Raw genomic sequence first — 23630 nt, 5'->3', positions numbered from 1 at the left:
GTGGCCGGTGCTTACCAGACTCGATCGCTGGGCCGCAATGTAAGGTCGAGATTTGCGGCGTCTGCCGATGTTAGGTCTTCTTCTCATTCAGCGCGAAGAACGGCGCGAACAAATCGACCGGGACCGGGAAGATCGTCGTCGAATTGTTCTCCGACGCCACTTCGGTGAGCGTTTGCAGGAAGCGCAGTTGCAGCGCCACCGGATGCTGGCTGATGATGTGTGAGGCATCGGCGAGTTTTTGCGCGGCTTGGAACTCACCTTCGGCGTTGATGACCTTGGCGCGGCGCTCGCGTTCGGTTTCGGCTTGGCGAGCCATGGCGCGCTGCATCTCCTGAGGCAGATCGATGTGCTTCACCTCGACCGTGACGACCTTGATGCCCCACGGGTCGGCCTGTTGATCGAGGATCTCTTGGATCCGCGCGTTGAGCTTGTCGCGCTCGGCCAGCAACTCGTCCAGTTCGGCCTGGCCGCAGACGCTGCGCAGCGTCGTCTGCGCCAGCTGCGAGGTGGCGAACAAGTAGTCGACGACTTCGACCACCGCGCGGTTGGGATCGACGACACGAAAGTAGAGCACGGCGCTGACTTTCACCGACACGTTGTCCTTGGTGATGACATCCTGCGGCGGGACGTCCATCGTGATGGTCCGCAGATCGACCCGTTGCATGCGCTCGATCACCGGCAGCACGTAGATGATGCCGGGGCCACGATGGTCGACCAAGCGCCCCAGCCGAAAGATCACTCCGCGCTCGTACTCTTTGAGAATCTTGATGCCGCTGAGCACCAAGCCGGCAACCACCACCACAACTGTCGCGAACGGACCGATCATCTCTTGCCTCCTTCACGCCCGCTGAGAGCTGGTCGCAGCGCACGCACAACGATCTTCAGCCCCTCAATCGCCACCACTTGCACCTGCGCGCCGACATCGAGCGGGTCATCGGCGGCTTCGGCTACCGCATTCCAGTACTCGCCATGGACGAACACTTTACCCGCGGGTGCCAGCCGCTGTCGCACTTCGCCGACTTCGCCGATCATGCCCTCCTGCCCCAACGACGGTTTGCGCCGTTGCGAGTGCACCACGAGGTATCCCACCCAGAGCGTAAAGCTGCCGAGCGTCGCCGCCGCGGCCGCGATGATACCGCGATCGACCGCGAGGTCCGAGTCGGCGGTGTCGAACAGCAACAGCGACCCGATCACGAATGCGATGAGCCCGCCAACGCCCACCACTCCGAAGCTGGGCAGAAACAATTCCGCGACCAGCATCGCCACACCGAGTAGGATCAACGCCAAGCCGCTATAGTTGATCGGCAGCACCTGCAACGCCGTCAACCCGAGCACGAGACAAATCGCGCCGGCGATGCCCGGGAAGAAAACACCCGGATGCGTAAACTCGACGTACAGTCCGAGCAGCCCCGCCATCATCAGCAGGTAGGCGACGTTGGGATTGGCGATGATGTTGAGCAGCGTCTGCTTCAGGCGCATCTGTTTGCGCGCGACGGTCGCGTCCGCCAGCGCCAGCTTCAGCTTCGTGTTGTTGGCGTCGACTTCGCGGCCGTCGGCTTGGCGCAGGAGATCGGGAATATCGATCGCCACCAAATCGATCACGCCGAGCTTGAGCGCCTCCTGGGCGGTAATCGAGACGCTTTCGCGCACCGCCTTCTCGGCCCACTCGACATTGCGGCCGCGCTGTTGTGCGATCGACTTGCTGAGCGACGCGGTGAAGTTCTCCGCCTTCTCGCGCATGTCGCCGGCAATGTCTTCCCCCTGGCCGCCGACTGGATGCGCCGCGCCGATGTTCGTACCGGGCGCCATCGCGGCCAGGTTGGCGGCCATGGTGACGAAGACGCCGGCTGAGGTCGCGCCAGCACCGCTCGGCGCCACGTAGACGATCACCGGTACCGGCGAGCCGAGGAGATCCTTGACGATCGCTTTGCTCGAATCGAGCAAACCACCGGGCGTGTCGAGCTGAATGATGAGCGCCTGCGCCCCGTCGCGGTGCGCTTCGTCGATGGCCTCGCGGATGAAGTCCGCCGTGGCCGGATTGATCCCGGCGTCGATCTCGATCAGGTTGACGTGGTGCTCCGCCGCGCCCGCCGTCGCACTCAGCAGAACCAGCAGCAGAGCGACCCGCGCCAAGACCCGCGTATGGATTTTCACGGCCGTCTCCCCAACTCCTGCAGCACCATCTTGATGTCTTCCCACACCAACTTCTTGTCGGCGGGATTGCGCAGCAAGTATGCCGGGTGCAACGTCGGCATCAGCTTGATGCCGTGATAGTCAAACCACCGGCCGCGCATGCGGGTGATCGGGGTGCTGTCGCGCAGCAATGTTTGCGCGGCGAACTTGCCGAGGGCGACAATCACGCGCGGCTTGATGGCTTCGATCTGTCGAATCAGGAACGGCTCGCAGGCTGCGATCTCGTCCGCTTCGGGATTGCGATTCTCCGGCGGGCGACACTTCACCACGTTGGCGATGTAGACATCGGCGCGCTGCAGCTTCATGCCCTTAGTGATGATCTCGGTGAGCAGCTGCCCAGCGCGACCGACAAAGGGCTCGCCTTGCAAGTCTTCGTCCCGCCCCGGGCCTTCACCGACGAACATCAGCTCGGCAGCGGGATTGCCGACACCGAAGACGATATGCGTGCGCCCTTTGCACAGTTTGCAGCGCTGGCAGTCGCCGAGCTCGGCGCGCACGTCGTCGAGCGACGCCACGCCGGTTGCGGAGGGCTCGTGCACCGTTGGCACCGCCGGCCGCGGCGGCGTCGCGCGCGCCGTCACTCGCGGAAAGCCTGCCACCCCGTCATCGCGCGCGTCTTCGACGTGTGCCCGCACACTCGCTAGGAGCGCGCGCAACTCAGCTTGAGGGGTCTCATCCGCCATAGTACGATCCAGTCACATGATGCTGCTGTGCTTGGGGCTGATCGCCGTCGTGTTGCTGGTGCCTGTGGACGCGCTGGCGTGGGGACCGATTACGCACTTGGCACACGGATCGGCGGTCTTGCAAACCCTTAACACCGCCCCGGCGGCGCTTCAAGATTTACTCGCACGCCACCAGTTGGAGTACCTCTACGGCTGCATCGGCGCCGACATCACGCAGGCGAAGAAGTACACCCGCGCGCTGGCGGCGCATTGCCACTCGTGGGTGGTGGGCTGGCAGGTGCGCGCGGCCGCGCGCAGCAATGCCGAGCGCGCCTTCGCCTACGGCTATCTCTCGCATCTCGCCGCCGACGTCTACTCGCACAATCACTACGTCCCCACCCAACTCATCGTCAGCTATCCGGCCCGCACACTGCGTCATGTGTACTGGGAGACTCGCTTCGATTCCTTGCAGGACGCGGCGCTGCGCGAAGTGATCCAAGACCTGCGTCACCGGCGCTTTACCGCCTGTGACGCACTGGTGGAACGGGCGGTGGCCCGCACGCTGTTCTCGTTTCGGACCAACAAGCGGATTTTCGATTCGGTGCTGGCCTGGCAGGGATTCGAGCAGTGGCATCGCGTCGTGCTTGTGCTCGATGCGATGTCGCGCTTTCCACTGCCGCCCGAGATCGTTCCGCTCTACAACGACCTCTGTCGGACCAGCATCGTCGACCTGCTCAGCCGCGGCAAGCGGTCCGCATCGCAGGCCGGCGATCCAACCGGGCACGAGGCGTTGAGTCAGGCGCTGACGATCCGGCGCACGTTGCGCTTGTTACTGCGGCGTGGGCAGATTCCACCGGCGTTGCAACGCGAGGTCGACGCCTTGGCACTAAGTCCGGGCACGCTGGAGTCGCCGTTATCGCTCTCGGCGCTCACTCGCCCCCGGCGGGTCGTTGCCCAAGCCAGCGGTCGCGACCCTCACTGAAGACGATCAGGCGCTGGCGGTCTGCGGCGTCCGCACGCGTGCGCTGATACGGTCGAGAATGCGATCGGCAACGTCGTCTTTCGACATCAGCGGCAGCTCCTCAATTGCAGCGGCGCTGACGATTGTGACCGCGTTAGTGTCGACACTGAAACCAGCGTCGGGCCGAGACACATCGTTGGCGACGATGAAGTCGAGCTGTTTCTCGCGCAGTTTGCGCTGCGCGTTGGCGAGCATGGCTTCGGTCTCGGCCGCAAACCCAACGACGATGCGGCTACCCTTGCGCGGCGCGATGTCGCCGAGGATGTCGGTCGTGCGTTCCAGTTCGAGCGACAAGCCGCCCGCCGCCTTCTTGAGCTTCTGCGGTGCGACGCGCGCCGGGCGGTAGTCGGCGACCGCGGCGGTCATCAACACAATCGAGCTGTGGTCGAACTCCGCGCCCACCGCGCGGTGCATCTCCTCGGCGCTGTCAACGTCGACGCGGCGCACGCCGCACGGCGTCGGCAGACTCGTCGGTCCGGCAACCAGCACCACCTCGGCACCGCGCCGCCACGCGGCTGCCGCCAATGCAAAGCCCATCTTGCCGGTCGAGCGATTGGAGATGAATCGGACCGGATCGATTGCTTCGCGATTGGGTCCGGCGCTCACCAGCACCCGTTGCCCGGCGAGGTCGGGTGTGGTGAGCGCGCGCGCGACTTCGGCGACGATGATCTCGGGATCGGCGAGGCGCCCCTGTCCTTCATACCCGCACGCGAGGAAGCCGGCGCTCGGTTCGATGATGCGGTAGCCGTGCGTGCGCAGCCGCGCGAGGTTCTCCTGCACGATTGGGTTCTCGTACATGTGGACATTCATCGCCGGCGCGATCAGCACCGGTGCGCGGGCGGCCAACAGCACGGTGGTGAGCAAGTCGTCGCCGATGCCGTGCGCCAGCTTGCCGATGATGTTCGCCGTGGCCGGGGCGATGACGACGGCCTCGGCGGTATCGGCGAGGCGGATGTGGCCGATCTCCGACTCTTGCGTGAGATCGAAGGTGTCGGTGGAGACCGGATTGCCGGACAATGTTTGCAGCGTCAACGGCGTGATGAACTCGCACGCGTTGCGGGTCATCGCCACGCGCACAGTGGCGCCGGCTGTCGTCAACAGGCGAACGATCTCGGCGGCTTTGTAGCAGGCGATCCCACCACTCACCCCGAGCAGAACGCTGCGCCCTTCAAGCCGCGGCACCTTCGACCTCCGACACGTTCTCCACTTCTCGCAACGACAAATTTTCGCTCCACAGCGAATATAGCCCGGCGCCCACACTGGCGACAAACTGCGCGATGTGGAGGACGATCGAGTACGCGATGGCTTGGCTCTCCGAGACGCCGAAGATCGCCAGCGCCAGCACGCAACCCAACTGCAGCGCGCCTACATAACCGGGAGCCGACGGCGCCGCGACCGCGATGGCGACCATCACCGTCACGGTCATCGCCCCCACGATCACCGGCACGTGCAGATCAAAGGCCCAGAAGCCCAGCGCCCACACCAGCGCGATCACCATCCACAAGTAGAGCGACCACGCGAACGCCAGCAAGAACGTCGACGGCCGGTCGAGTACTTCGAGCGCGGTGATGAAGCCCTCGAGAAAGTGATCGATCGCGTCGCGCGGGCCGGCAGGCACTATGCGGAGGATGGTGCGCGCGAGCGCCAACATCCGTTGCTCTTGCCACCGCACCAACGCGACCCCGCCGCCGATCAACAGGGCCAGTACGGTCAACCGCACGCCCCACTGCTGCACCTGCGCGGAGACCGGAACCAACAGCGCCGACACACCGAAGAGGAAGACGACGGTGAACATGTCGAAGATGCGTTCGAGGACAATGGTTGCCAAGATCCCGCTGAGCGGAACGCGTTGGCGGCGACTCACTAGCACCGGACGAATCACTTCGCCGATGCGCAGCGGCAGTACCATGTTGGCCATGAACCCGATATTGACCGCGGCGATCAGCAGCCGCATGGGCGGCACGCCGACCGGCCGCAGAAACAGCCGCCAGCGTTGCGCGCGGATGTACAGCGTCCACACCGTGACCGCGAACATCGGGGCAACGTAGATGTAGTGCGCACTGGCCATCGCGCGCAGCGCTTCGTTCCAGTTGACGTTCTGCACCGCGAAGCCCAGGAACACGAGCGACAGCGCCACGCTCAAGACGATGCGAATCGTTCGATTCATGCAGCGCTTCCACGGGCACGCACCAGGCCCCATGCAAACCCGATTGCTCCGGCACCCATCATGACCAATCCGTACCACACCGCCGGGCTTTCCAACACCAACCCAGCGCCCAGCATGAAGACGAAGAAGCCGCCGACGCGCCAGCCTTTGCCGTCGCTCATGCGGGCGGCCCGTCGAGTTGGTGCATGATGTGGGTGAGCCGCTGCACCGCCGTCACATTCGACAACACCGCCAACAGTAGCACCACCGTGGCGAGGATCATGTGCGGTTGCCAGCCGAGTGGATGGCCGAGCGCGTGTTCGATCAGCGCGCCGAAGATCGAGCCGAGTCCGAGAATCACGTAGCGTTCGGGCCGCTGCAACAAGCCAACGTGACAAGTCGCGCCGAGCGCCTCGCCACGCGCGCGCGCGTAGCTGGTGATCAGCCCACCGATCAACGCCCACAACGCCGCCCACAGCACCCACGAGTCGCGGAAGTAGACGGCAATGCCGAGATACGCGAGCGCATCGGTGTAGCGGTCGATGATCGAGTCCATGAACGCGCCGCGCGTGCTACCCGAGTTGGTGCGCCGCGCCACTCGCCCATCGAGGATGTCTAGGCTGCCCGCACAGATGAGCAGAAATCCGCTGTCGAAGATCAGGCCCTCGGCGTACGTGATGCCGACGAGCACGCCGATGCCGAGTTGTATCCACGACAACCACGCCGGCCGCACGCCCCAGCGCACGCAGGCCTCTTCGAACGGGCGCAGGTTCTCGAAGTGCCAGGCGCGAATGGCGGCACCCAACAAGAGCGAGCCGCCGGCGCGACTGGTATCAGGGCGTCGACGCACGAACGTAAAGATGCTGACGAGCGCGCCGCCGGCAACCAGCACCAACAGCACCGCCGCAAACGCGGCGCGAGAAGTGGGGGTCAGAGGTTCCACGGATGAGTCGATTGGTTGAATCGGCGGCGGGTTGCCGCCGCGCCTGGTTACGCTGTTCGGAAGCGCGACGGAAACGGATCGCCGAGCGGTTTGTCGGGATGGAGCCGGCGTGCGCGCTCGATTAACACGGCTTCGGTTTCGGGAATGTTGGGATCGGGCACGCAGCAGTCCACCGGACACACCGCGGCGCATTGCTCTTCGGCGAAGAAGCCGACGCACTCGGTGCACTTGTCGGGCACGATGTAATAGATGTCGTCGTTGATCGCCGGGTGGGTGTCGCCGTTCAGCGCCCACCGCGCCCCGCCTTCGTAGATCGCGGTGTTCGGGCACTCAGGCTCGCACGCGCCGCAGTTGATGCATTCTTCGGTGATCAGCGTGGACATGAAACGCGGCCTCCGCAAAGGTCGCGGGACGACTAGCACAGGGCCACCGAGCAGACAACAAAGTGCACCTCAGCTTCTCTTGCTCCGCGCAATGCGATACGCGCACAGTGTCATGGCCCATTCGATCAACACCGACCCGTCATATCTTCGCAATGTGCAGTACCGCGACAGCCGCAACCTTGATGCCCGGATCGCGCTGCACGACCGCTTCAGCATCAACCCGTACCCATGGCACCGCTGGCTATTCGATCAGCTCGCGTTGCCGCCGGCGAGTCGCGTGCTGGACGTTGGTTGCGGCGCCGGCACGATGTGGGTGAAGAATCGCGATCGACTGGATCCGACATGGGAGTTGACGCTGTCGGACTTCTCGTCCGGCATGCTCAACGCGGCGCGCCAAGGACTCGCTGGCGGCAACCTCACGGTTCGCTTCGAACAAGTCGACGCGCAGTCGATCCCACATGCCGACGACTCCTTCGACGTCGTAATCGCGAATCACATGCTGTACCACGTCCCCGATCGCGACCCCGCGATTGCGGAGATCCATCGCGTGCTACGAGCGGGCGGACGATTGTACGCCGCCACCAACGGCCACGCGCATCTGCGCGAACTCGATCAACTTGCCGCCCCGTTCGCGCCGGCGACCGAGATGATCGACAGCGCGACCCGTTTCGGACTGGAGACCGGGCTCGCGCAACTCCAGCGCCGCTTCGGCGACGTCCGCGCGCTGCGCTACGAGGATGGGTTGGTCGTCACTGATGCGGAACCACTCATCGCGTATATCCGATCGATGTCTGCAACCGCGACAATCTCAAAGGAAGCGCTCGGCAAACTGCGCGCGCACATCGACCACGAGATCGCAATGCGCGGGGCCGTTCGCATCACGAAGGACTCGGGTTTGTTCGTGGCGATGAAGAGCTAGTCGCCTCGACGCGCGACTATGCTGCTACCTCGACCGTTGCGTAGAAGTTGACTTGCTTCGCAGTGCGTCGTGGCCTCACCGCTCGCTGTCTCGGAAGTGGAACTCTGATTCCATCCTCGCGCAGCCCGCGCAGGTGCAGTTCGATGGCCCCCTCGATTCGCCGCAGCGCTGCATCGATGGTTTTCCCGGTCGCGACGCAGCCAGGTAGATCCGGAACGGAGGCGCCCCAATCGCTATCTACGTCCTTGTCGATCCGCACTAGATACTGTCGCTTCATGATTTCTTCCCTCGCGCTAGGCCTGCCTGTCGCATGACCGAAACCAGCGTTCCCTTCGGCATGTCGTCTCCCGGATGCCCGCTGATGGTGACCCGCCCGTGCTTCTGGGAGTGTTTGTACTGGCGATGGCTGCCCTCAGTAACAACCTTCCGCCATCCATCTTGCTCGACCATCCGGACTACGTCTCGGACCTTCACGGAAACGGAATATCACTTCCTACGCCATGCCCGCCACAGAACCTAAACGCACCCGCCGTCCCCCGCCCATGCCGCGAGGTGCAACGTTTACCGGGGCGTCGGTATGGGACGTTTACTGTCCCACATCTCCTTCTCAATCCTATTGGTAGCTTCCATCGCCTTGTTCCCCAGGCACAACTTCTGTTCGGGTGTGGCTGTAGACGGATCGGTGATGCCACATTGACGGGCGGCCCACCGAACGATTTCCTTGGGATCGTTGGGCGGCGAACTCTCATCGCCGATGGCCGAGGTTGCGAAGATCAACGCGGACAACGCCACCACAGCTTTCGTGGAACTCATTCGGCACCTCCTCTGTTTGACTCGACATCAACCTCGAGAGCGATCAGGTTCATCGCCCCTGCTCAAGATTCACCCTTCTGTCTTGCCTGACGACACGCTTCGTTCAATTGTTCGCGTATCAAGCGCCTGTCCAGTTCGGTACGAGCTTCCTTTAGGCCTTCCTTGTACAGCGCCCGTTCGATTCTGTACCAGTCTTCAAACTTGCCGCTCGCAGCATACTCAAAGGCTCGCCGACGGATCAGTTCCAACCGTTCAGGTTTTTTCAACGTCTTCAAGCAAAGTACCTCGCAAAAAAACGCGCGCTTCGGAGCCCTCCATGCAAACGCCAACTACCCAATGATCCGCGGCGCTGCGGCTTCGGCGCGGCCCGCCTCGACGGCATCGAGGACTTGGCTGGCGATGTGGAGGAACGTCTTGCTCGCGGCATGCTGCGGCTGCGCGATGACGATCGGCGTGCCGGCGTCGCCGCCTTCGCGAATTGCCGGGATCAGCGGAATCGCCCCGAGCAGCGGTACGCCGAAGCGTTCGGCGATGCGGCTGCCGCCGCCGGTTCCGAACACGTCTTCGCGACGACCGCACTTGTCGCACTGGTAGTAACTCATGTTCTCGACCACACCGAGCACCGGCGTGTTGACCTGTTGGAACATCGCGATGCCGCGCTCGACATCGAGCAGCGCGACATCTTGCGGTGTGGTGACGATCACCCCGCCGGCGAGCGGCACCTGCTGCACCAGCGTGAGCTGCGCATCGCCGGTGCCGGGCGGCATGTCGACGACCAGGATGTCGAGTTCACCCCACTCGACATCCTTGAGAAACTGTCGCACCAGTCCCATCACCATCGGCCCGCGCCAGATCACCGGCGAGCTATCGTCGAGGAAGAAGCCCATCGACATCACCCGCAGGCCGAACTTCTCGATCGGGAAGATGCGCTTGTTCTCACCCATGCGCGGCCGGCCCGAGATGCCGAGCATCAGCGGCATGCTGGGACCGTACACGTCGGAGTCGAGTAACCCGACACGGCGGCCGCAGTGCTGAAGCGCGAGGGCGAGATTGGCGGCGACAGTCGATTTGCCGACGCCGCCCTTCGTGCTCGACACCGCGATGATGTCGCGCACGCCGGGGATCGGTCCGAGCTCGCCGTACGGGCTCTGCGTCTGTTGCGATGGTTGCTGGACGCGCACCTCGACGGCAGTGATCCCTTCGAGCGCACCAACGGCGCGGCGAATGTCGGCGATGGTCGCTTGCAAGATCGGCGGCGCCAGCGCGGCGGGCGCCAGATGAATCGTCACCGCGCCGTTCTGCGAGTCGACGCCCTGCACCATGCCGAGGCCAACGATATTGTCGCGCTGACCGGTGGGGCGAATCTCTGTCAATCGCTCGCGGATGTCGTCGATCGTTGTCATGATGCCGCGCCTTCACTGACGGGTCGCTCGGGACGACACTCCGCACACGGGCAGAGTTCGCGCAGCGTGCGATAGCTGTAGATGCCGGCGTCGTGACCGTCGCTCCATTGAATGCTGATCGCGTAGCGCCCGACCACGCCGATTTGGGATGGATACAACTCGGTGCCACCTGCACCGACCACGGGCAGAGTGCGCGGCGGCCGTTCGCGGCAGGTCGCGCACGGGCAATGCTGGCGCAGGTAGTGATTGGTGAACTCGGAGCGATGGCCATCGCTCCACAGAATCTCGATTGCGCTTTTGCCGATGCGGCGAATATCGGTGGGGATCGCGGTGGTGCTCTGAGTCATTCCGACGACGACCCTAACCAGTCGGTGTGCGGAAAGCAACGCAGGTTCATCGTCGGTAGTGTCTCAGTTTGAGCGCAACGAAAGTTGTCATTGGTAGGAACGAGCGAGGAAGCACTCCCGGTTCCCTGTAGGGGCGACGCATGCGTCGCCCGCGAATTGACGTGTCCACCGCGGAGAAACACGGAGGGCGATGCATGCATCGCCCCTACGCTTCAGAAAAGATCGCCTATCGCTGACATTTGCGAGACACGACGCTAGAAGATGGGCCGCAGTGCCAATTTCAAACTGAGACACTACTTCATCGTCATGAAGTCGCGTTGCGTCCACTGGCTGCAACGGGTCGATCGAGTCGGGATCACGGCCCCTGTCTTTACTTGTGCGGTCCGCCTGACTATACGGCCATCATGTTCGCCAGACTGTTCCCCAGCGAAGGCAAGGGCTTCTTCGACTTCTTCGAGCAGCACGCCGCGAAGACGCTGGAAGGGGCAAAATTGTTGCACACGATGCTGACGACTCCCGGCGACGCGGCCTCGCAGGCTCGCCGCATCAAAGAGGTCGAGCACGAAGGCGATGTCATCACGCACAAGGCCGTTGAGACGTTGCACAAGACCTTCGTGACGCCGATCGATCGCGGCGACATCCATCGCCTGATCACCCGGCTGGACGATATTCTCGATCTCATCGAAGCCACCGCCGAACGGGTGTGGCTCTATAAACTCACCGAGGTGGATCCGGACGCCGTGCAGATCGCCGAAGTGTTGGTGCAGGCGGTCACGCAGGTCAATCGCGCGATGACCGGCTTGCGCAATCTCAAGGACCGCGACGGCCTCATCAAGATTTGTATGGAGATCAATCGCTTCGAAAACGAGGGCGACACGCTCCTGCGCAGCGCACTGGGGCGCCTCTTCAACGGCACCAAGGACCCGGTCACCATCATCAAACTCAAAGAGCTGTACGACTTCCTGGAAGACGCCGTGGATCGCTGCGAGGACGTGGCCAACATTCTCGAAGGCGTCGCGCTCGAATACGCGTAAGTCGCGCCTGGGTTTCACCAGCGTTACGTACTCTCCGTGGGTGGTGGGATGGGTTTGGTTATCTTCCTCGTCGTCGTGGCGCTGGGCTTCGACTTCATGAACGGCTTTCACGACGCCGCCAACTCGGTGGCGACGGTGGTGTCGACTCGCGTGCTCACGCCGCGCCAGGCGGTGGCGTGGGCCGCGTTCTTCAACTTTGTGGCGGCGTTTGGCTTCGGCGTGGCAGTGGCGGCCACGGTCGGCAAGGGCATCATCGATCCCGCGGCAGCGACGCCCACTGTTGTGTTCGCCGGTTTGGCGGCGGCGATCGCGTGGGATGTCATCACCTGGTTGTACGCGCTGCCGACCAGTTCGTCGCACGCGTTGATCGCCGGCTTCGCCGGTGCCGCCGTCGCCGCGGTTGGGCCGCAAGCGGTGATCGTGTCCGGCGTGTTGAAAATCGTACTCTTCATCTTCATTTCGCCTGTCGTCGGACTGCTGATCGGCGTGACGATGATGACGCTGACGCTGATCTTCGTGCGGCATTCGACGCCGGCTGTTGTCGACAGCTTGTTCCGCCGGCTGCAACTGGTGTCGGCAGCGCTCTACAGTCTCGGCCACGGGACCAACGACGCGCAGAAGACCATGGGCATCATTTCGGTCCTGCTGTTCTCGGCCGGCTATCTCGGCAAGACCTTCTACGTGCCGTTCTGGGTGGTGCTGTTGTGCCATGCGGCGATCGCGCTCGGCACGATGTTCGGCGGCTGGCGCATCGTCAAGACGATGGGGATGCGCATTACGAAGCTGCAACCGATCGGTGGCTTCTGCGCCGAGACCGCGGGCGCGATCACGCTCATCGGCGCGGCGATGGCAGGGATTCCGGTGAGCACCACCCACACTATTACCGGCGCGATCGTCGGCGTCGGGGCGAGCCGCCGTTTGTCGGCCGTGCGCTGGGGTGTGGCGCGCACCGTCGTGTGGGCGTGGATATTGACCGTGCCGTGTACCGCCGCGATCGCGATGATGATCGTCGAGTTGTTACGAATGATCGGGCTCTGATTCTCGCTGGGCGCGCCTACGCGACGCGCGAGGAATGTCGGATGTTTCGCTTGGACAGCAAGATCGCCGTGGTGACCGGTGCCGGTTCCGGCATCGGGCGCGCGATCGCAATCACGTTCGCGAAGCAAGGCGCTCGGGTCTTTGTTCTCGACCGTGAGATGTCGGCGGCCGCGGCAACGGTCGAGCAGATTCGCGCGGCCGGCGGTGCGGCCGACGTGATCCTCTGCGACGTGACCGGCGCGGCATCGGTGATCGCGGCGTTCGACCAGATCGATGCCGCCGCCGGTCGACTCGACATCTTGGTCAACAACGCCGGCATCGCCCACATCGGCACGGTGGCGACCACGACTGAAGCGGACTTCGATCGCATCTACGCCGTCAACGTCAAGGGCGTATTTCTGTGCTCGCAAGCCGGAGTCACGCGCATGTTGCGCAGCGGTGGCGGCGTCATCTTGAATTTGGCGTCGATTGCTTCGCTGATCGGGCTGCCCGACCGCTTCGCCTATTCGATGAGCAAGGGGGCGGTGCTGACGATGACCCGCTCGGTCGCGGTCGACTATATCAAGCAGGGCATTCGCTGTAACTGCATCTGCCCCGCGCGTGTCCACACGCCGTTCGTCGACGGCTACCTGCGCGACACCTATCCCGGGCGCGAGGCGGAGATGTTCCGCCAGCTATCCGAGTATCAGCCGATCGGTCGCATGGGCACGCCGGAGGAAGTTGCCGCGCTGGCGCTATACCTGTGCTCCGACGAAGCGTCGTTCATCACCGGCCAAGCCTATCCGATCGACGGCGGTGTACTGCTAGTCTAACCAAGGTCTGTGGTTTGTGGTTTCTGGTTCATGGTTGGGGCGGAAACCACAAACCACAGACCACAAACCAGGGACCATGAACCCATGAAACGCTACGCTCGCACGCTCAACTTGAAGGACGATCCCAGTATCATCGCCCGCTACATCGAGTATCACCGTAGCGTTTGGCCCGAGGTGGAACGCGGACTCCGCGCGATCGGCATCGAGCGCATGCTGATCTGGCGCCTCGGCCGGCGGCTCTTCATGCTGATGGAGACGGTCGATGACTTCGATCCCGAGCGCGACTTCGCCCGCTACATGGAGAGCGACCCGCGCATCCGCGAGTGGCAAGCGCTGATGGAGACGTTCCAGGAGCCGGTGTTCGACGCCAAGCCGGGTGAGTGGTGGGCGGATATGGATCTGGTGTATGCGCTGATTTGATCGGTCCGATCAGTCCGATCGGTCGGATGCTCCACTACCCCCACGCCGCCCCACCCGGAAAATCGAACTCGGCCAGCGATGCCGCGTGCATCTCGATGCTGAAGCCCGGCGCAGTCGGTGGCCGGTAACGCCCGTTGCGCACGACCACCGGCGCGACGAAGTGTTCGTGCAGGTGATCGGCGAACTCGATGGCGCGGTTCTCCAAGCTTCCACTCACGCAAATGTAGTCGATCAGCGAGACGTGCTGGCCGTACTCGCACAGGCCGAGTCCGCCCGCGTGCGGGCAGACCGGCACGCCGAACTTGGCGGCGAGCAGCAACACGGCCATCACTTCGCTGAGGCCGCCGAGGCGGCAGTTGTCGAATTGGCAGAAATCGATCGCGTGCGCTTGCAGGAGCTGTTTGAACATCACGCGGTTCGGGCAATGCTCGCCGGTGGCGACGCCAATCGGTGTGATCGCGCGCCGGATCGCTGCGTGACCCAGAATGTCGTCGGGGCTCGTCGGCTCCTCGATCCACAACGGACGGAATCGCGCGAGCGGTCGCATGTAGTCGATCGCCTCGCCGACATCCCACGCCTGATTGGCGTCGAGCATCAGCCACGCGTTCGGCCCGATCTCCTCGCGCACCAGCGCGCAGCGACGGACGTTCTCATCGGTGTCGCGTCCGACTTTGATTTTGAAACGGGTCCAGCCCGCGGCGAGTGCCTCGCGACAGAGCGTGCGAACTTTGTCGTCGGGGTAGCCCATCCAGCCCGCGGAGGTGATGTACGCCGGGTAGCCGTCGCGCCGCATTTCCGCTTCACGCGCGCCGCGCGTAGCTGCCTGAGAGCGGAGAATGGCGAGCGCGTCGTCGCGGGTAAGCGCGTCGCTGAGGTAGCGAAAATCGATGCAGGCGACGAATTGCTCCGGGGTCATGTCAGCGACGACCTTCCACACCGGCTTGCCTTCGACCTTCGCCCACAGATCCCACACGGCGTTGACGATCGCCGCGGTGGCGAGATGGATCGCACCCTTCTCCGGACCGATCCAGCGCAGTTGGCTTTCGCCGGTGAGGCGGCGCCAGAAGTTGGCCATGTCGGCGATGATGGATTCGAGCGTCTGCCCCACCACCAGTGGCGCCAACGCCTTGATAGCAGCCACGCATACTTCGGTGCCGCGCCCGATGGTGAACGTGAGCCCGTGCCCTTGCAGCGCGTCGGGGTGATCGGTGGTGAGCACGACGTAGGCAGCGGAGTAGTCGGGATCGGTGTGCACGGCATCGGACCCGGCGAGCGTGCGTGAAGTCGGCGTGCGGATGTCGCGGGGGTGAAGTGCGGTGATGGTGTGCGGCATGGTTCTCCCTCCGGGCGGCTGGTATAGCATGCGCACGTTGAGAGCGAAGATGGTCGACGTTGCCGCCGGTTCATGATGGACGCTGTCAGTCGATTCACCGACTTGCGCCAACGCTGGCCGCTGCCGACCGCACCGCGGCCGATTGTCATCATCGGTGCCGGCAGCATCGTGCGTGATGCGCACCTGCCGGTCTACCAACGGCTCGGCTTCCCGGTCGCGGGCATCTTCGATGTAAACCCGGCGGCGAGTCGCGAGCGGGCGGAGACCTTCGGCATCCCGCGCGTGTTCGATTCGCTCGACGCGGCGCTCGCAACGCCGGACGCGGTGTTCGACGTGGCCGCGCCGCCGGGTGAAATTGCGGGCATCCTGAATCACATGCCAGCCAGCGCGGCGGTGTTGATTCAAAAGCCGATGGGGCGCGACCTCGCTGATGCGCGTCGCATCCGCGAGATCTGTCGTGGCCGCCAACTCACCGCGGCGATCAATTTTCAACTCCGCTTCGCGCCCAACATGCTAGCGCTGCGCGACGCGTTGCAGCGCGAGCTGCTCGGCGACGTCACCGACATCGAAGTGCGACTGAACTTGCATACACCATGGGGCTACTGGGCGTTCTTGAAGGGCGTACCGCGGCTCGAGGTGCTGGTGCACTCGGTCCACTACATCGATCTCATTCGCGCGCTGATTGGTGAACCGCACGGCGTCTACTGCCGCGGGGTACGTCATCCGGATCTCGCCGAATACCCCGACGTCCGCACGAGCATCATTCTCGACTACGGCGATCTGATCCGCTGCAGCCTGACCCTCAACCACACGCACACGTTCGGGACGCGGTACGGAATGTCGCAGCTCAAGATCGAGGGCACGCGCGGTGCCGCGATTGCCAGGATGGGCGTGAACCTCAACTATCCACACGGCGAGCCCGATGCACTGGAGATCACGACCGGCAGCGACGACTGGGCCAACGTGCCGCTGCGCGGTTCGTGGTTTCTCGAAGCGTTCGAGGGACCGATGGCGAATCTGCAGCGCGTCGTGGCCGGCGAGGACGCGACATTGATGTCGAGCGTTGAGGACGCGTTCCATACGATGGCAATCGTCGAAGCCTGCTACGAGTCGAGCGCGCACGGTGCGACGCCGATCCTGTCGGGAGAGTGAGCAGCAGTGCACATCGATGCTCATCAACACTTCTGGCAGTACCGGCGCGCGACGCACGGGTGGATCACTGATGCGATGGCGCCGCTCAAGCGTGACTTCCTGCCCGAGCATTTGGCGCCGCTGCTCGCCGCGGCGGACTTCGACGGCTGCGTGGCTGTCCAAGCGCAGCAGGACGTCGCCGAAACCGAATGGCTGCTGCAACTAGCCGACGCGCATCCGTTCATTCGCGGCGTCGTCGGCTGGGTCGATCTGTGTGCGCCCACCGTCACCGATGCGCTGCATCGCTGTGCCGCCCATTCAAAGCTGCGCGGCGTCCGCCACGTCGTGCAGGACGAGCCTGACGATCAGTTTGTGCTGCGCGCTGACTTCCAGCGTGGCATTGCGGCGCTCGCGTCGTTCGGTCTGACCTACGATGTCCTCGTCTACGCGCGCCAGTTGCCCGCCGCGATCGAATTGGTACGACGGTTCCCGCAACAACGCTTCGTCCTCGATCATATCGGCAAGCCGGAGATCGGCGCGCGCCGCATTGATGACTGGCGACGCGACATCGTCGCGCTGGCCGCGTCCGGCGACGTGTACTGCAAGCTCTCCGGGATGGTCACCGAAACGGACTGGCACAGTTGGAAACCGGCCCACTTCACCGTGTATCTCGACGCCGCGCTCGAAGCCTTCGGTCCGCAGCGGCTGCTGATCGGCTCCGATTGGCCGGTCTGCTTGCTTGCCGGCACCTATGCCGATGTCGTCGCCATCGTCACCGACTATATTGCGCGCCTTGCGCCCGGCGAGCAGCGAGCGATCCTCGGGGAAACAGCCGTGCATTGCTACGGGCTCGCGTGAGGTGAACCCAATGGAAGGACGATGTTTGTGTGGGGCCGTCGCGTTTGAGATCCACGGTCCCGCGACGGCGATCGAGTTGTGTCACTGCGTGCGCTGTCGCGCGGCCTCCGGGTCCGCGTTTGCCGCGACCTTCTGGGTGAAGGCCACCGATTTCGCGTGGCTGCGGGGGCTGGAACTAGTCGCTGTGTTTGACCTCCCGGTGCGCGAGAAGCCGCCGGCATATCGCCAATGCTTCTGCCGTGTATGCGGCTCGCCACTGCCGATCGCGCGTGACGGCGCCCAGTTCGTCGAGATTCCCGCCGGGCTCATCGCGGGCGATTGTGGCTCCCGACTGATCGATCAGATCCACGTCAACCAGAAGGCGCCGTGGTGGAATCTCGATCACTCGCTGCCGAGCTACGATGCCGGTCCGCCGCGCGACGTGCGCATGCAAATGCTGCGGGCGCTCAAGCTCGATCGCAAGTGAACTCGATGCCGAATCGTCCCAACATCCTCTTCATCCTCGCCGATGACATGGGGTACGGCGACTTCGGTTGCTTCAACGACGGCGTGTCGCAAACGCCGACGCTCGATCATCTCGTCAGCGAGGGCGTCTGCCTGACGCAACACTACTCGGCCTCGCCGGTATGCGCGCCGGCGCGGGCGTCGCTGCTGACCGGACGCTATCCGCATCGCACCGGTGTCATCGACACGCTGGAGATGCGCGGGCTCGATCGCCTCGCGCTGCGCGAACGCACGGTTGCCGACCTGCTCAAGCGCGCGGGCTACATCACTGGTCTGGTGGGCAAGTGGCACAACGGCTCGCTCGATCCGCGCTATCACCCGAATCAGCGCGGCTTCGACGAGTTCGCGGGTTTCTCCGGCGGCTGGTCGCCGTACTTCGACTGGCGGTTGGATCGCAACGGAGCCATCGCGCGCAGCGACGGGACGTATCTCACCGACGTCCTCACCGAGGAGGCCGAGCAGTTCATTCACCGCCATCGCAGCGAGCCCTTCTTCCTCTACCTCGCCTACAATGCGCCGCACTTCCCGTTTCAATCGCGCGACGACGATCTCGCGCCGTTTCGTGACGCGGACCGCTTCACCCCCGCGGTCAGTCACATCTTCGGCATGATTCGCGGCATGGATCGCGGCATCGCGCGGGTACTCGACGCGCTCGATCACGAAGGGCTTGCCGACAACACGCTGGTGCTCTTCTCCAGCGACAACGGGCCGCAGTTCGGCGGCAAAGGCGACATGTGTACCGACCGATTCAACTGCGGATTCAGAGGCGCCAAGCTCCTGGTGTACGAGGGCGGCATCCGCCTGCCGATGGTGTTGCGATGGCCTGCCGGTTTCGCTGGCCGGCGACAGATCGACGAAATGGTTCACTTCACCGACTGGTTGCCGACGCTGCTCGACGTCGCCGGCGCGGCGCCGCCGCACGATGTGCAACTCGACGGCGTGAATGTCCTGCCCATGCTGCAAGGCGAGCGGGGCAAAGTGTGCACCACGCGCTTCTGGCAATGGAACCGCTACACCCCTGTCGGCGAGTGTAACGCGGCGATGCGCGACGGCCGCTGGAAACTCGTTCGTCCCGCGATCACTGAGGCGATGGCACTCGCCAGCAGTGATCTCAAGATGGACATCGACGCGAAGTACCATCCCGACGACCATACCGACATCATGCGGACACCCGAACCAGCACGCGAGCTGTCTCCACCGCCGGCGCCGCAACTGTTCGATCTCGTCACCGATCCGTTCGAGCGGAATGATCTCGCCCCGTTCGAACACGCGCGAGTCACTCGCATGCAAAGCCAGCTTGCGGCCTGGTTCGAGGAGGTCGAGACCGAGCGCCGAAGCATTTCGAGCTAGTCGACGCGAATTGTTCATGTGCTGGTAATCGAACCGAAACGTTTCCGTGGCAGGGTGGTTCGCGTACTGACGCGTTGACCGAGGCTGGTCAACGGCGCGGCAGTACCCTTCGGTTCGCACCCCGCTCGAAGATCGCATCGGGTGTGCTATCGTGTGAACCGAAGTGGGGTGGTGGTGTGGTAGATGGGATCGGAATGCGCATTGCTGCAATCGACGTTGGGAGCAATTCCATCCACATGGTGATTGCCCAAGTAGAATCCGACGGACGCTTCCGCGTACTCGATCGTGCCAAGGAAATGGTGCGGTTGGGTCGCGGCAGTCTGCGTAGTGGGCGGCTGTCGGCTGAGGCGATGAATGCCGGCCTGCGCACGCTCTCGGCGTTTCGGACGCTGGGCGAGCGCCAAGGCGTCGAGCGGTTCAAGGCCGTGGCCACCAGCGCGGTCCGCGAGACGCGCAATGGCGGCGATTTCATCCAGCGCGTGTACGACGACGTGGGCCTGCGCGTCAAAGTAATCCCCGGACGCGAGGAGGCGCGCTTGATCTATCTCGGTGTGCGTCACGCCATTGATTTGCACGGCGCCGAGACGCTGATCGTCGACGCCGGTGGCGGCAGCGTCGAACTCGTTGTGGTTGAGGACGACCGGCCAACCGGACTGCACAGCCTCAAGATCGGTGTGGCGCGCCTCAGTGAGGAGTTCGTCGGTGATGACGCGCTCGGTGCACAGGGGGTCGCTCAGATTGAGGCGCACTTGCACCAGCACCTCGATCCGATTCTTGCGCCACTCGCGAAGCGCGACATCCGCCGCGTGGTCGCGACATCGGGGACGCTCTTGAACGTGATCACCATCGCCGCGTTCCAGCGCGGTGAGCCGCCCGACGGCCACCTCAACAATTGCGTGGCGACGGCGGAGGAGATCGCCCACGTCCGCCGGCTGGTGACCAAGGCCGACCGTGCCGAACGCCTGCGGATCAAGGGCTTGGATGCGAAGCGGAGTGACATCATCGTCGCCGGTGCCTGCTTGGCCGACCACATTTTGCGCCAACTCGACGCGAAGGAAATGGTGGCCTGTACCTGGGCGTTGCGAGAGGGGTTGCTGCTCGACTTCATCGCCAAGCATCGCAAAGGGATCGAGGAGATCGAACGCTTCGCCGATGTGCGGCGCCGCAGCGTGGCGCGCTTCGTCCGCCACTTGGGAGGAACGGAGCAGCACGGGCAGCAGGTCGCTCGCATCGCGCTGCGTCTGTTTGATCAACTGAGCAGCGCGCTCGGTCTCGAGCCGGCCGCGCGCGAATGGCTCGAGTTTGCCGCACTGCTGCACGATGTCGGGCATCACATCGGCCATGAGAACCACCATCGGCACTCCTACTATCTGATCACGAATGGTGACTTGCTCGGCTTTCAGCGCGACGAGTTGGAACTCATCGCCTTGGTGGCGCGCTATCACCAGAAGGGCGCACCCAAGGGGTCGGACGATGCGTTTGCCGAGTTGCCCAGCGCTGAGCGCCGTACGGTGCGCGCGTTGAGCGCCATCTTGCGCGTGGCCGACGGTTTGGATCGCAGCCACTACGGCGTGGTGCGCGATGTGACGATGACCCAACGCTCAGACCGCTGGCTCTTGCAGCTCCAGACCGACGGCGACGATGCAGAGCTGGAAATTTGGGAAGCCCGCCGCCGTGCCGAGCCGCTTGAGAAACTGCTGGACACTGCAGTGGACTTTCGTGTCATCCCGTAAGCCGCGAGTCGTGCGTTCATGTTGACCGAACCGCATCTGTATCCGGGTAAACTCATCATCGTCGAAGGTATCGACGGCTCCGGCAAGTCGACCCAGATCGCGCTGCTGCACCGCTGGCTGGTCGCGCAGGGCCACAAGGTGTTCTTTACCGAATGGAACTCGTCGATCCTGGTGCGACGCTCGATGAAGCGCGGCAAGAAGAAGGATCTGCTCACGCCGACGACGTTCAGTCTTCTTCACGCGGTCGATTTCGCCGACCGCTTGACCTACAAGATCGTTCCCCCGCTGAAAGCTGGAATGATCGTGTTGGCGGATCGCTATGTGTACACGGCGTTCGCGCGTGATGTCGCGCGTGGCGTCCATCCGGAGTGGGTACGCGCCGTCTACAGCTTCGCTCCGCGGCCGGACCTGGCGCTGTACTTTCGCGTCCCGATCGACGTGGCGCTTGATCGCATCCTGAGCGGCCGCGCCAAACTGAAGTATCACGAGGCCGGGATGGACGTGGGGTTGAGTCGTGACCCGGTGGAGAGTTTCCAGTTGTTCCAAAGCCGCGTGCTCAAGAGCTACGATGCGCTGGTGGCGGAGTTCGGACTCAAAGTGGTCGACGCGCGGGGCGACATCAATAGCCAGCAGGCGCTCGTTCGCCGGCTGGCCCGTCGTGCAATCCGCGACTACCGCGGGACGGTTGCCGAGGTCGCTGCCGCGCCCGTCGAGCGAGTCGTGAGCGACAGCGGAGGCGCCAGCGAAAGCGGAGGGATCGGGGATGCACGGTGAAGATAAGGCCTTCTACGGGCATGGCCTGCCGTATCTGAAAATCGGTTCGCTGCGCGGCAGCCTGATTGTGATCGAGGGAACCGACGGGGTTGGCCGCTCGACCCAGATCGAGCAGCTCACGCCGTGGTTGGAAGTGCAAGGCCACGGCGTGACCAACACCGGGTGGACCCGGTCTCCGTTGCTCTCCGAGACCATCAACGAAGCGAAGGCTGGTCACGAGCTGACCGTGACTACGTTCAGCTTGCTCTACGCCGCCGACTTCGCCGATCGCTTGGAGAATGAAATCATTCCCGCGCTCCGTGCCGGGTTCATCGTTGTCGCGGACCGCTATATGTACACGGCCTTTGCGCGCAATGCGGTCATGCGCGCCGATCCGAAGTGGACCCGCGAACTCTTCGGGTGCGCGCTCGTGCCCGATCTGGTTTTGTATCTCAAGATCGACGCCGATCATTTGATTCCACGCGTGCTCGAAGGCAAGGGTATGGACTACTGGGAGTCCGGCATGCACCTGGCGTTGGGCAGTGACATCTTCGACTCGTTCCGCCACTACCAGACCCGACTGATTCGCGAGTACAATCGGCTGGCGCAGGAATTCCAGTTCGTCACCATTGACGCGCGCCGGCCGATTGAGACGATTCAGGCCGACCTGCGGCGCCACATCTCTTCCTACCTCAACCGCAGCAAACGACCGCCCGCCGATCCCGCCTCGTTGGCGGAGAGCAAGTTGGCGGTCGACGAATAACGGTCGAGCGGCCGCGCCTCGCGAGAGGACATCGAGGCTTCCGGTGAGTAAGGGCGCGATAGCTCGTGAACAAGCTAACTTGGCAGCGCCAACACTTCCGCCGGCGGGAGCCGCGCTCGGCGATGCTCTGCGCCAGATCGTCGCACTCCAATCGCAGCGGTTGCGGCAACACGATTCAGGCACGCGGCGCGGTGAAGACCCCGAGGCGCTCCACAGCATGCGCGTCGCGGTGCGTCGCCTGCGAGCCGCGGTGCGGATCTTCGCGGTCGCTATCCCGATACGACAGCGGGAGGCTTTCCGACGTGAGTTGCACTGGCTCGGCGAGAGCTTGGGTGGCGTACGCGATCTCGACGTGCAACTGGTGGCCTTGAGAACCTACCGCGCTAGCCTCTCACCTGCTCAACGTGGCGGGCTCGCATGGTTGGAGCCGCACGTGCGTCGCGAACGAACTCGCCGTCGCGGAGCGATGCTGGTCGCCCTCGACTCGCGCCGATACGCCATCCTACTGACGCGCCTGGAACGATTTGCGACGGGACCCCGCGGACCCGCGCAGCCCGCTGCCGCGCACGATCTGCTAGCGACCGCCGGCCGCCGCATCCTCGGGCGTGGCGCAAAGCGGCTGCTCCAACGCGGCAACGCCATTGCCGCGGGTGATCACGACGTCACGCCCGAGGACCTGCACGCGCTTCGTATCCGTGCTAAGCGGGTGCGCTACTTGCTCGAATTCCTCCGTGAGTTGACCGGCAAACCGGGCCGCCGCTTGGTCAAGCGACTGATCCGGCTGCAAGACCTCCTCGGTGCACATCAGGATGCCGTGGTAGCAACCGCGTTCCTGCACCAGGCGACCAGCGCCGCGCCGATGGAATCCGCCGGGTTGCTTGCGCTGGGCGCGTATACTGAGCACCAGCGGCAGCGCGCCGCCAACGCACGCACGGAATTCCGCCGCGCGTGGTGCCGCTTCGCGCGCAAGCGCACGCTGGAGGATCTGCGGGCGTTGCTTCGTCGACTCAAGGCGCTATCACGCGCGAACCCAGCGCCGCCTGCAATGCCGAGCGCCGATGCCGCCGCACT

Annotated in this window: 29 protein-coding genes; 14 read left to right on the top strand and 15 right to left on the bottom strand. The window is 64.0% G+C overall.

Going from position 1 to position 23630, the window contains the following annotated elements:
- Positions 1-70: 70 nt before the first annotated feature.
- The 3 genes from HYR72_08270 to HYR72_08260 are packed head-to-tail and all read right to left on the bottom strand — an operon-like array spanning position 71 to position 2876.
- Positions 71-826 (bottom strand): slipin family protein, encoded by a 756-nt coding sequence (locus tag HYR72_08270; protein ID MBI1814956.1) that lies wholly within the window; start codon positions 824-826, stop codon positions 71-73.
- Positions 823-2154, bottom strand: a complete 1332-nt coding sequence (locus tag HYR72_08265; protein ID MBI1814955.1) for a nodulation protein NfeD — start codon at positions 2152-2154, stop codon at positions 823-825. The genes HYR72_08270 and HYR72_08265 overlap by 4 nt, the downstream gene beginning before the upstream one ends.
- Positions 2151-2876 (bottom strand): uracil-DNA glycosylase, encoded by a 726-nt coding sequence (locus tag HYR72_08260; protein MBI1814954.1) that lies wholly within the window; start codon positions 2874-2876, stop codon positions 2151-2153. Before HYR72_08260 ends, HYR72_08265 begins: the two co-directional genes overlap by 4 nt.
- Before the next feature lie 16 nt (positions 2877-2892).
- On the opposite strand from HYR72_08260, the gene HYR72_08255 reads away from it, so the two are divergent.
- Positions 2893-3837, top strand: a complete 945-nt coding sequence (locus HYR72_08255) for a zinc dependent phospholipase C family protein (protein MBI1814953.1) — start codon at positions 2893-2895, stop codon at positions 3835-3837.
- Positions 3838-3843: 6 nt separating this feature from the next.
- On the opposite strand, the gene coaBC is transcribed toward HYR72_08255, so the two are convergent.
- From coaBC to HYR72_08230, 5 genes are read right to left on the bottom strand one after another with little or no spacing between them, the layout of a single operon-like run.
- On the bottom strand, positions 3844-5058 hold the full coding sequence (gene coaBC, locus HYR72_08250) for a bifunctional phosphopantothenoylcysteine decarboxylase/phosphopantothenate--cysteine ligase CoaBC (GenBank protein ID MBI1814952.1): 1215 nt from the start codon (positions 5056-5058) through the stop codon (positions 3844-3846).
- Positions 5045-6043, bottom strand: coding sequence for a flippase-like domain-containing protein (locus tag HYR72_08245; GenBank protein MBI1814951.1), 999 nt, complete (start codon positions 6041-6043; stop codon positions 5045-5047). Before HYR72_08245 ends, coaBC begins: the two co-directional genes overlap by 14 nt.
- A complete protein-coding gene (locus tag HYR72_08240; protein ID MBI1814950.1) occupies positions 6040-6204 on the bottom strand; it encodes a hypothetical protein in 165 nt (54 codons plus the stop codon). The genes HYR72_08245 and HYR72_08240 overlap by 4 nt, the downstream gene beginning before the upstream one ends.
- Positions 6201-6965, bottom strand: a complete 765-nt coding sequence (locus HYR72_08235) for a CDP-alcohol phosphatidyltransferase family protein (GenBank protein MBI1814949.1) — start codon at positions 6963-6965, stop codon at positions 6201-6203. Before HYR72_08235 ends, HYR72_08240 begins: the two co-directional genes overlap by 4 nt.
- Positions 6966-7012: 47 nt before the next feature.
- Positions 7013-7348, bottom strand: coding sequence for a YfhL family 4Fe-4S dicluster ferredoxin (locus tag HYR72_08230; protein ID MBI1814948.1), 336 nt, complete (start codon positions 7346-7348; stop codon positions 7013-7015).
- A gap of 112 nt (positions 7349-7460) precedes the next feature.
- Between HYR72_08230 and HYR72_08225 the strand changes: the two genes are divergently transcribed.
- Positions 7461-8267 (top strand): methyltransferase domain-containing protein, encoded by an 807-nt coding sequence (locus HYR72_08225; protein ID MBI1814947.1) that lies wholly within the window; start codon positions 7461-7463, stop codon positions 8265-8267.
- Positions 8268-8283: 16 nt separating this feature from the next.
- Here HYR72_08225 and HYR72_08220 read toward each other — a convergent pair whose 3' ends face one another.
- From HYR72_08220 to HYR72_08195, 6 genes are all read right to left on the bottom strand, one after another.
- The gene (locus HYR72_08220; GenBank protein MBI1814946.1) at positions 8284-8544 is read right to left on the bottom strand and encodes a type II toxin-antitoxin system HicB family antitoxin; all 261 of its coding nucleotides are present in this window, start codon (positions 8542-8544) and stop codon (positions 8284-8286) included.
- Complete coding sequence (locus HYR72_08215; protein MBI1814945.1) at positions 8541-8717, bottom strand: type II toxin-antitoxin system HicA family toxin; 177 nt, start codon at positions 8715-8717, stop codon at positions 8541-8543. The genes HYR72_08220 and HYR72_08215 overlap by 4 nt, the downstream gene beginning before the upstream one ends.
- Before the next feature lie 111 nt (positions 8718-8828).
- Positions 8829-9080, bottom strand: coding sequence for a hypothetical protein (locus tag HYR72_08210; GenBank protein MBI1814944.1), 252 nt, complete (start codon positions 9078-9080; stop codon positions 8829-8831).
- Between the two features lie 62 nt (positions 9081-9142).
- Positions 9143-9355, bottom strand: a complete 213-nt coding sequence (locus HYR72_08205) for a hypothetical protein (GenBank protein MBI1814943.1) — start codon at positions 9353-9355, stop codon at positions 9143-9145.
- 54 nt (positions 9356-9409) lie between these two features.
- Positions 9410-10483, bottom strand: a complete 1074-nt coding sequence (locus HYR72_08200) for an Mrp/NBP35 family ATP-binding protein (GenBank protein ID MBI1814942.1) — start codon at positions 10481-10483, stop codon at positions 9410-9412.
- Positions 10480-10830, bottom strand: coding sequence for a DUF971 domain-containing protein (locus HYR72_08195; GenBank protein ID MBI1814941.1), 351 nt, complete (start codon positions 10828-10830; stop codon positions 10480-10482). Before HYR72_08195 ends, HYR72_08200 begins: the two co-directional genes overlap by 4 nt.
- Positions 10831-11234: 404 nt before the next feature.
- Between HYR72_08195 and HYR72_08190 the strand changes: the two genes are divergently transcribed.
- The 4 genes from HYR72_08190 to HYR72_08175 all read left to right on the top strand — a co-directional run bounded on the left by HYR72_08190 (position 11235) and on the right by HYR72_08175 (position 14134).
- On the top strand, positions 11235-11864 hold the full coding sequence (locus HYR72_08190) for a DUF47 domain-containing protein (protein MBI1814940.1): 630 nt from the start codon (positions 11235-11237) through the stop codon (positions 11862-11864).
- Between the two features lie 48 nt (positions 11865-11912).
- Complete coding sequence (locus HYR72_08185; GenBank protein ID MBI1814939.1) at positions 11913-12902, top strand: inorganic phosphate transporter; 990 nt, start codon at positions 11913-11915, stop codon at positions 12900-12902.
- A 41-nt stretch (positions 12903-12943) separates the two neighbouring features.
- On the top strand, positions 12944-13714 hold the full coding sequence (locus HYR72_08180; protein MBI1814938.1) for an SDR family oxidoreductase: 771 nt from the start codon (positions 12944-12946) through the stop codon (positions 13712-13714).
- A gap of 84 nt (positions 13715-13798) precedes the next feature.
- Positions 13799-14134, top strand: a complete 336-nt coding sequence (locus HYR72_08175) for an L-rhamnose mutarotase (protein ID MBI1814937.1) — start codon at positions 13799-13801, stop codon at positions 14132-14134.
- A gap of 34 nt (positions 14135-14168) precedes the next feature.
- Here the strand turns inward: HYR72_08175 and HYR72_08170 are convergent, their stop codons facing one another.
- Positions 14169-15467 (bottom strand): L-fuconate dehydratase, encoded by a 1299-nt coding sequence (locus tag HYR72_08170; protein ID MBI1814936.1) that lies wholly within the window; start codon positions 15465-15467, stop codon positions 14169-14171.
- Between the two features lie 72 nt (positions 15468-15539).
- Between HYR72_08170 and HYR72_08165 the strand changes: the two genes are divergently transcribed.
- The 8 genes from HYR72_08165 to HYR72_08130 all read left to right on the top strand — a co-directional run.
- The gene (locus HYR72_08165) at positions 15540-16619 is read left to right on the top strand and encodes a Gfo/Idh/MocA family oxidoreductase (protein ID MBI1814935.1); all 1080 of its coding nucleotides are present in this window, start codon (positions 15540-15542) and stop codon (positions 16617-16619) included.
- A gap of 6 nt (positions 16620-16625) precedes the next feature.
- Positions 16626-17456 (top strand): amidohydrolase family protein, encoded by an 831-nt coding sequence (locus tag HYR72_08160; protein ID MBI1814934.1) that lies wholly within the window; start codon positions 16626-16628, stop codon positions 17454-17456.
- 10 nt (positions 17457-17466) lie between these two features.
- Positions 17467-17922 carry a GFA family protein gene (locus HYR72_08155; protein ID MBI1814933.1) on the top strand — a complete coding sequence of 152 codons (456 nt, stop codon included), beginning with the start codon at positions 17467-17469 and terminating at the stop codon, positions 17920-17922.
- Between the two features lie 5 nt (positions 17923-17927).
- Positions 17928-19310, top strand: coding sequence for a sulfatase-like hydrolase/transferase (locus HYR72_08150; GenBank protein MBI1814932.1), 1383 nt, complete (start codon positions 17928-17930; stop codon positions 19308-19310).
- A 194-nt stretch (positions 19311-19504) separates the two neighbouring features.
- Positions 19505-21043: a Ppx/GppA family phosphatase gene (locus HYR72_08145; protein MBI1814931.1), complete on the top strand. Its 1539-nt coding sequence runs from the start codon at positions 19505-19507 to the stop codon at positions 21041-21043.
- Between the two features lie 18 nt (positions 21044-21061).
- Positions 21062-21817, top strand: a complete 756-nt coding sequence (locus tag HYR72_08140; protein MBI1814930.1) for a thymidylate kinase — start codon at positions 21062-21064, stop codon at positions 21815-21817.
- Positions 21807-22559: a dTMP kinase gene (tmk, locus tag HYR72_08135; protein MBI1814929.1), complete on the top strand. Its 753-nt coding sequence runs from the start codon at positions 21807-21809 to the stop codon at positions 22557-22559. The genes HYR72_08140 and tmk overlap by 11 nt, the downstream gene beginning before the upstream one ends.
- A gap of 79 nt (positions 22560-22638) precedes the next feature.
- On the top strand, positions 22639-23630 hold a 992-nt coding region (locus HYR72_08130; protein ID MBI1814928.1), incomplete at its 3' end, for a CHAD domain-containing protein.

Source organism: Deltaproteobacteria bacterium, assembly GCA_016178705.1.
Classification (GTDB): Bacteria; Desulfobacterota; Binatia; order HRBIN30; family JACQVA1; genus JACOST01.
The sequence above is the reverse complement of the archived record's forward strand: the minus strand, read 5'-3'. Positions and strand labels throughout refer to the sequence as shown.

Bases quoted from the DNA above. Each gene is read 5' to 3' on its own strand.
- HYR72_08270 (MBI1814956.1), bottom strand. From the start codon at position 826: ATGATCGGTCCGTTCGCGACAGTTGTGGTGGTGGTTGCCGGCTTGGTG.
- HYR72_08260 (MBI1814954.1), bottom strand. From the start codon at position 2,876: ATGGCGGATGAGACCCCTCAAGCTGAGTTGCGCGCGCTCCTAGCGAGT.
- HYR72_08255 (MBI1814953.1), top strand. From the start codon at position 2,893: ATGATGCTGCTGTGCTTGGGGCTGATCGCCGTCGTGTTGCTGGTGCCT.
- HYR72_08245 (MBI1814951.1), bottom strand. From the start codon at position 6,043: ATGAATCGAACGATTCGCATCGTCTTGAGCGTGGCGCTGTCGCTCGTG.
- HYR72_08240 (MBI1814950.1), bottom strand. From the start codon at position 6,204: ATGAGCGACGGCAAAGGCTGGCGCGTCGGCGGCTTCTTCGTCTTCATG.
- HYR72_08230 (MBI1814948.1), bottom strand. From the start codon at position 7,348: ATGTCCACGCTGATCACCGAAGAATGCATCAACTGCGGCGCGTGCGAG.
- HYR72_08225 (MBI1814947.1), top strand. From the start codon at position 7,461: ATGGCCCATTCGATCAACACCGACCCGTCATATCTTCGCAATGTGCAG.
- HYR72_08220 (MBI1814946.1), bottom strand. From the start codon at position 8,544: ATGAAGCGACAGTATCTAGTGCGGATCGACAAGGACGTAGATAGCGAT.
- HYR72_08215 (MBI1814945.1), bottom strand. From the start codon at position 8,717: ATGGTCGAGCAAGATGGATGGCGGAAGGTTGTTACTGAGGGCAGCCAT.
- HYR72_08210 (MBI1814944.1), bottom strand. From the start codon at position 9,080: ATGAGTTCCACGAAAGCTGTGGTGGCGTTGTCCGCGTTGATCTTCGCA.
- HYR72_08200 (MBI1814942.1), bottom strand. From the start codon at position 10,483: ATGACAACGATCGACGACATCCGCGAGCGATTGACAGAGATTCGCCCC.
- HYR72_08195 (MBI1814941.1), bottom strand. From the start codon at position 10,830: ATGACTCAGAGCACCACCGCGATCCCCACCGATATTCGCCGCATCGGC.
- HYR72_08190 (MBI1814940.1), top strand. From the start codon at position 11,235: ATGTTCGCCAGACTGTTCCCCAGCGAAGGCAAGGGCTTCTTCGACTTC.
- HYR72_08185 (MBI1814939.1), top strand. From the start codon at position 11,913: ATGGGTTTGGTTATCTTCCTCGTCGTCGTGGCGCTGGGCTTCGACTTC.
- HYR72_08180 (MBI1814938.1), top strand. From the start codon at position 12,944: ATGTTTCGCTTGGACAGCAAGATCGCCGTGGTGACCGGTGCCGGTTCC.
- HYR72_08175 (MBI1814937.1), top strand. From the start codon at position 13,799: ATGAAACGCTACGCTCGCACGCTCAACTTGAAGGACGATCCCAGTATC.
- HYR72_08170 (MBI1814936.1), bottom strand. From the start codon at position 15,467: ATGCCGCACACCATCACCGCACTTCACCCCCGCGACATCCGCACGCCG.
- HYR72_08165 (MBI1814935.1), top strand. From the start codon at position 15,540: ATGATGGACGCTGTCAGTCGATTCACCGACTTGCGCCAACGCTGGCCG.
- HYR72_08155 (MBI1814933.1), top strand. From the start codon at position 17,467: ATGGAAGGACGATGTTTGTGTGGGGCCGTCGCGTTTGAGATCCACGGT.
- HYR72_08150 (MBI1814932.1), top strand. From the start codon at position 17,928: ATGCCGAATCGTCCCAACATCCTCTTCATCCTCGCCGATGACATGGGG.
- HYR72_08145 (MBI1814931.1), top strand. From the start codon at position 19,505: ATGCGCATTGCTGCAATCGACGTTGGGAGCAATTCCATCCACATGGTG.
- HYR72_08140 (MBI1814930.1), top strand. From the start codon at position 21,062: ATGTTGACCGAACCGCATCTGTATCCGGGTAAACTCATCATCGTCGAA.
- tmk (MBI1814929.1), top strand. From the start codon at position 21,807: ATGCACGGTGAAGATAAGGCCTTCTACGGGCATGGCCTGCCGTATCTG.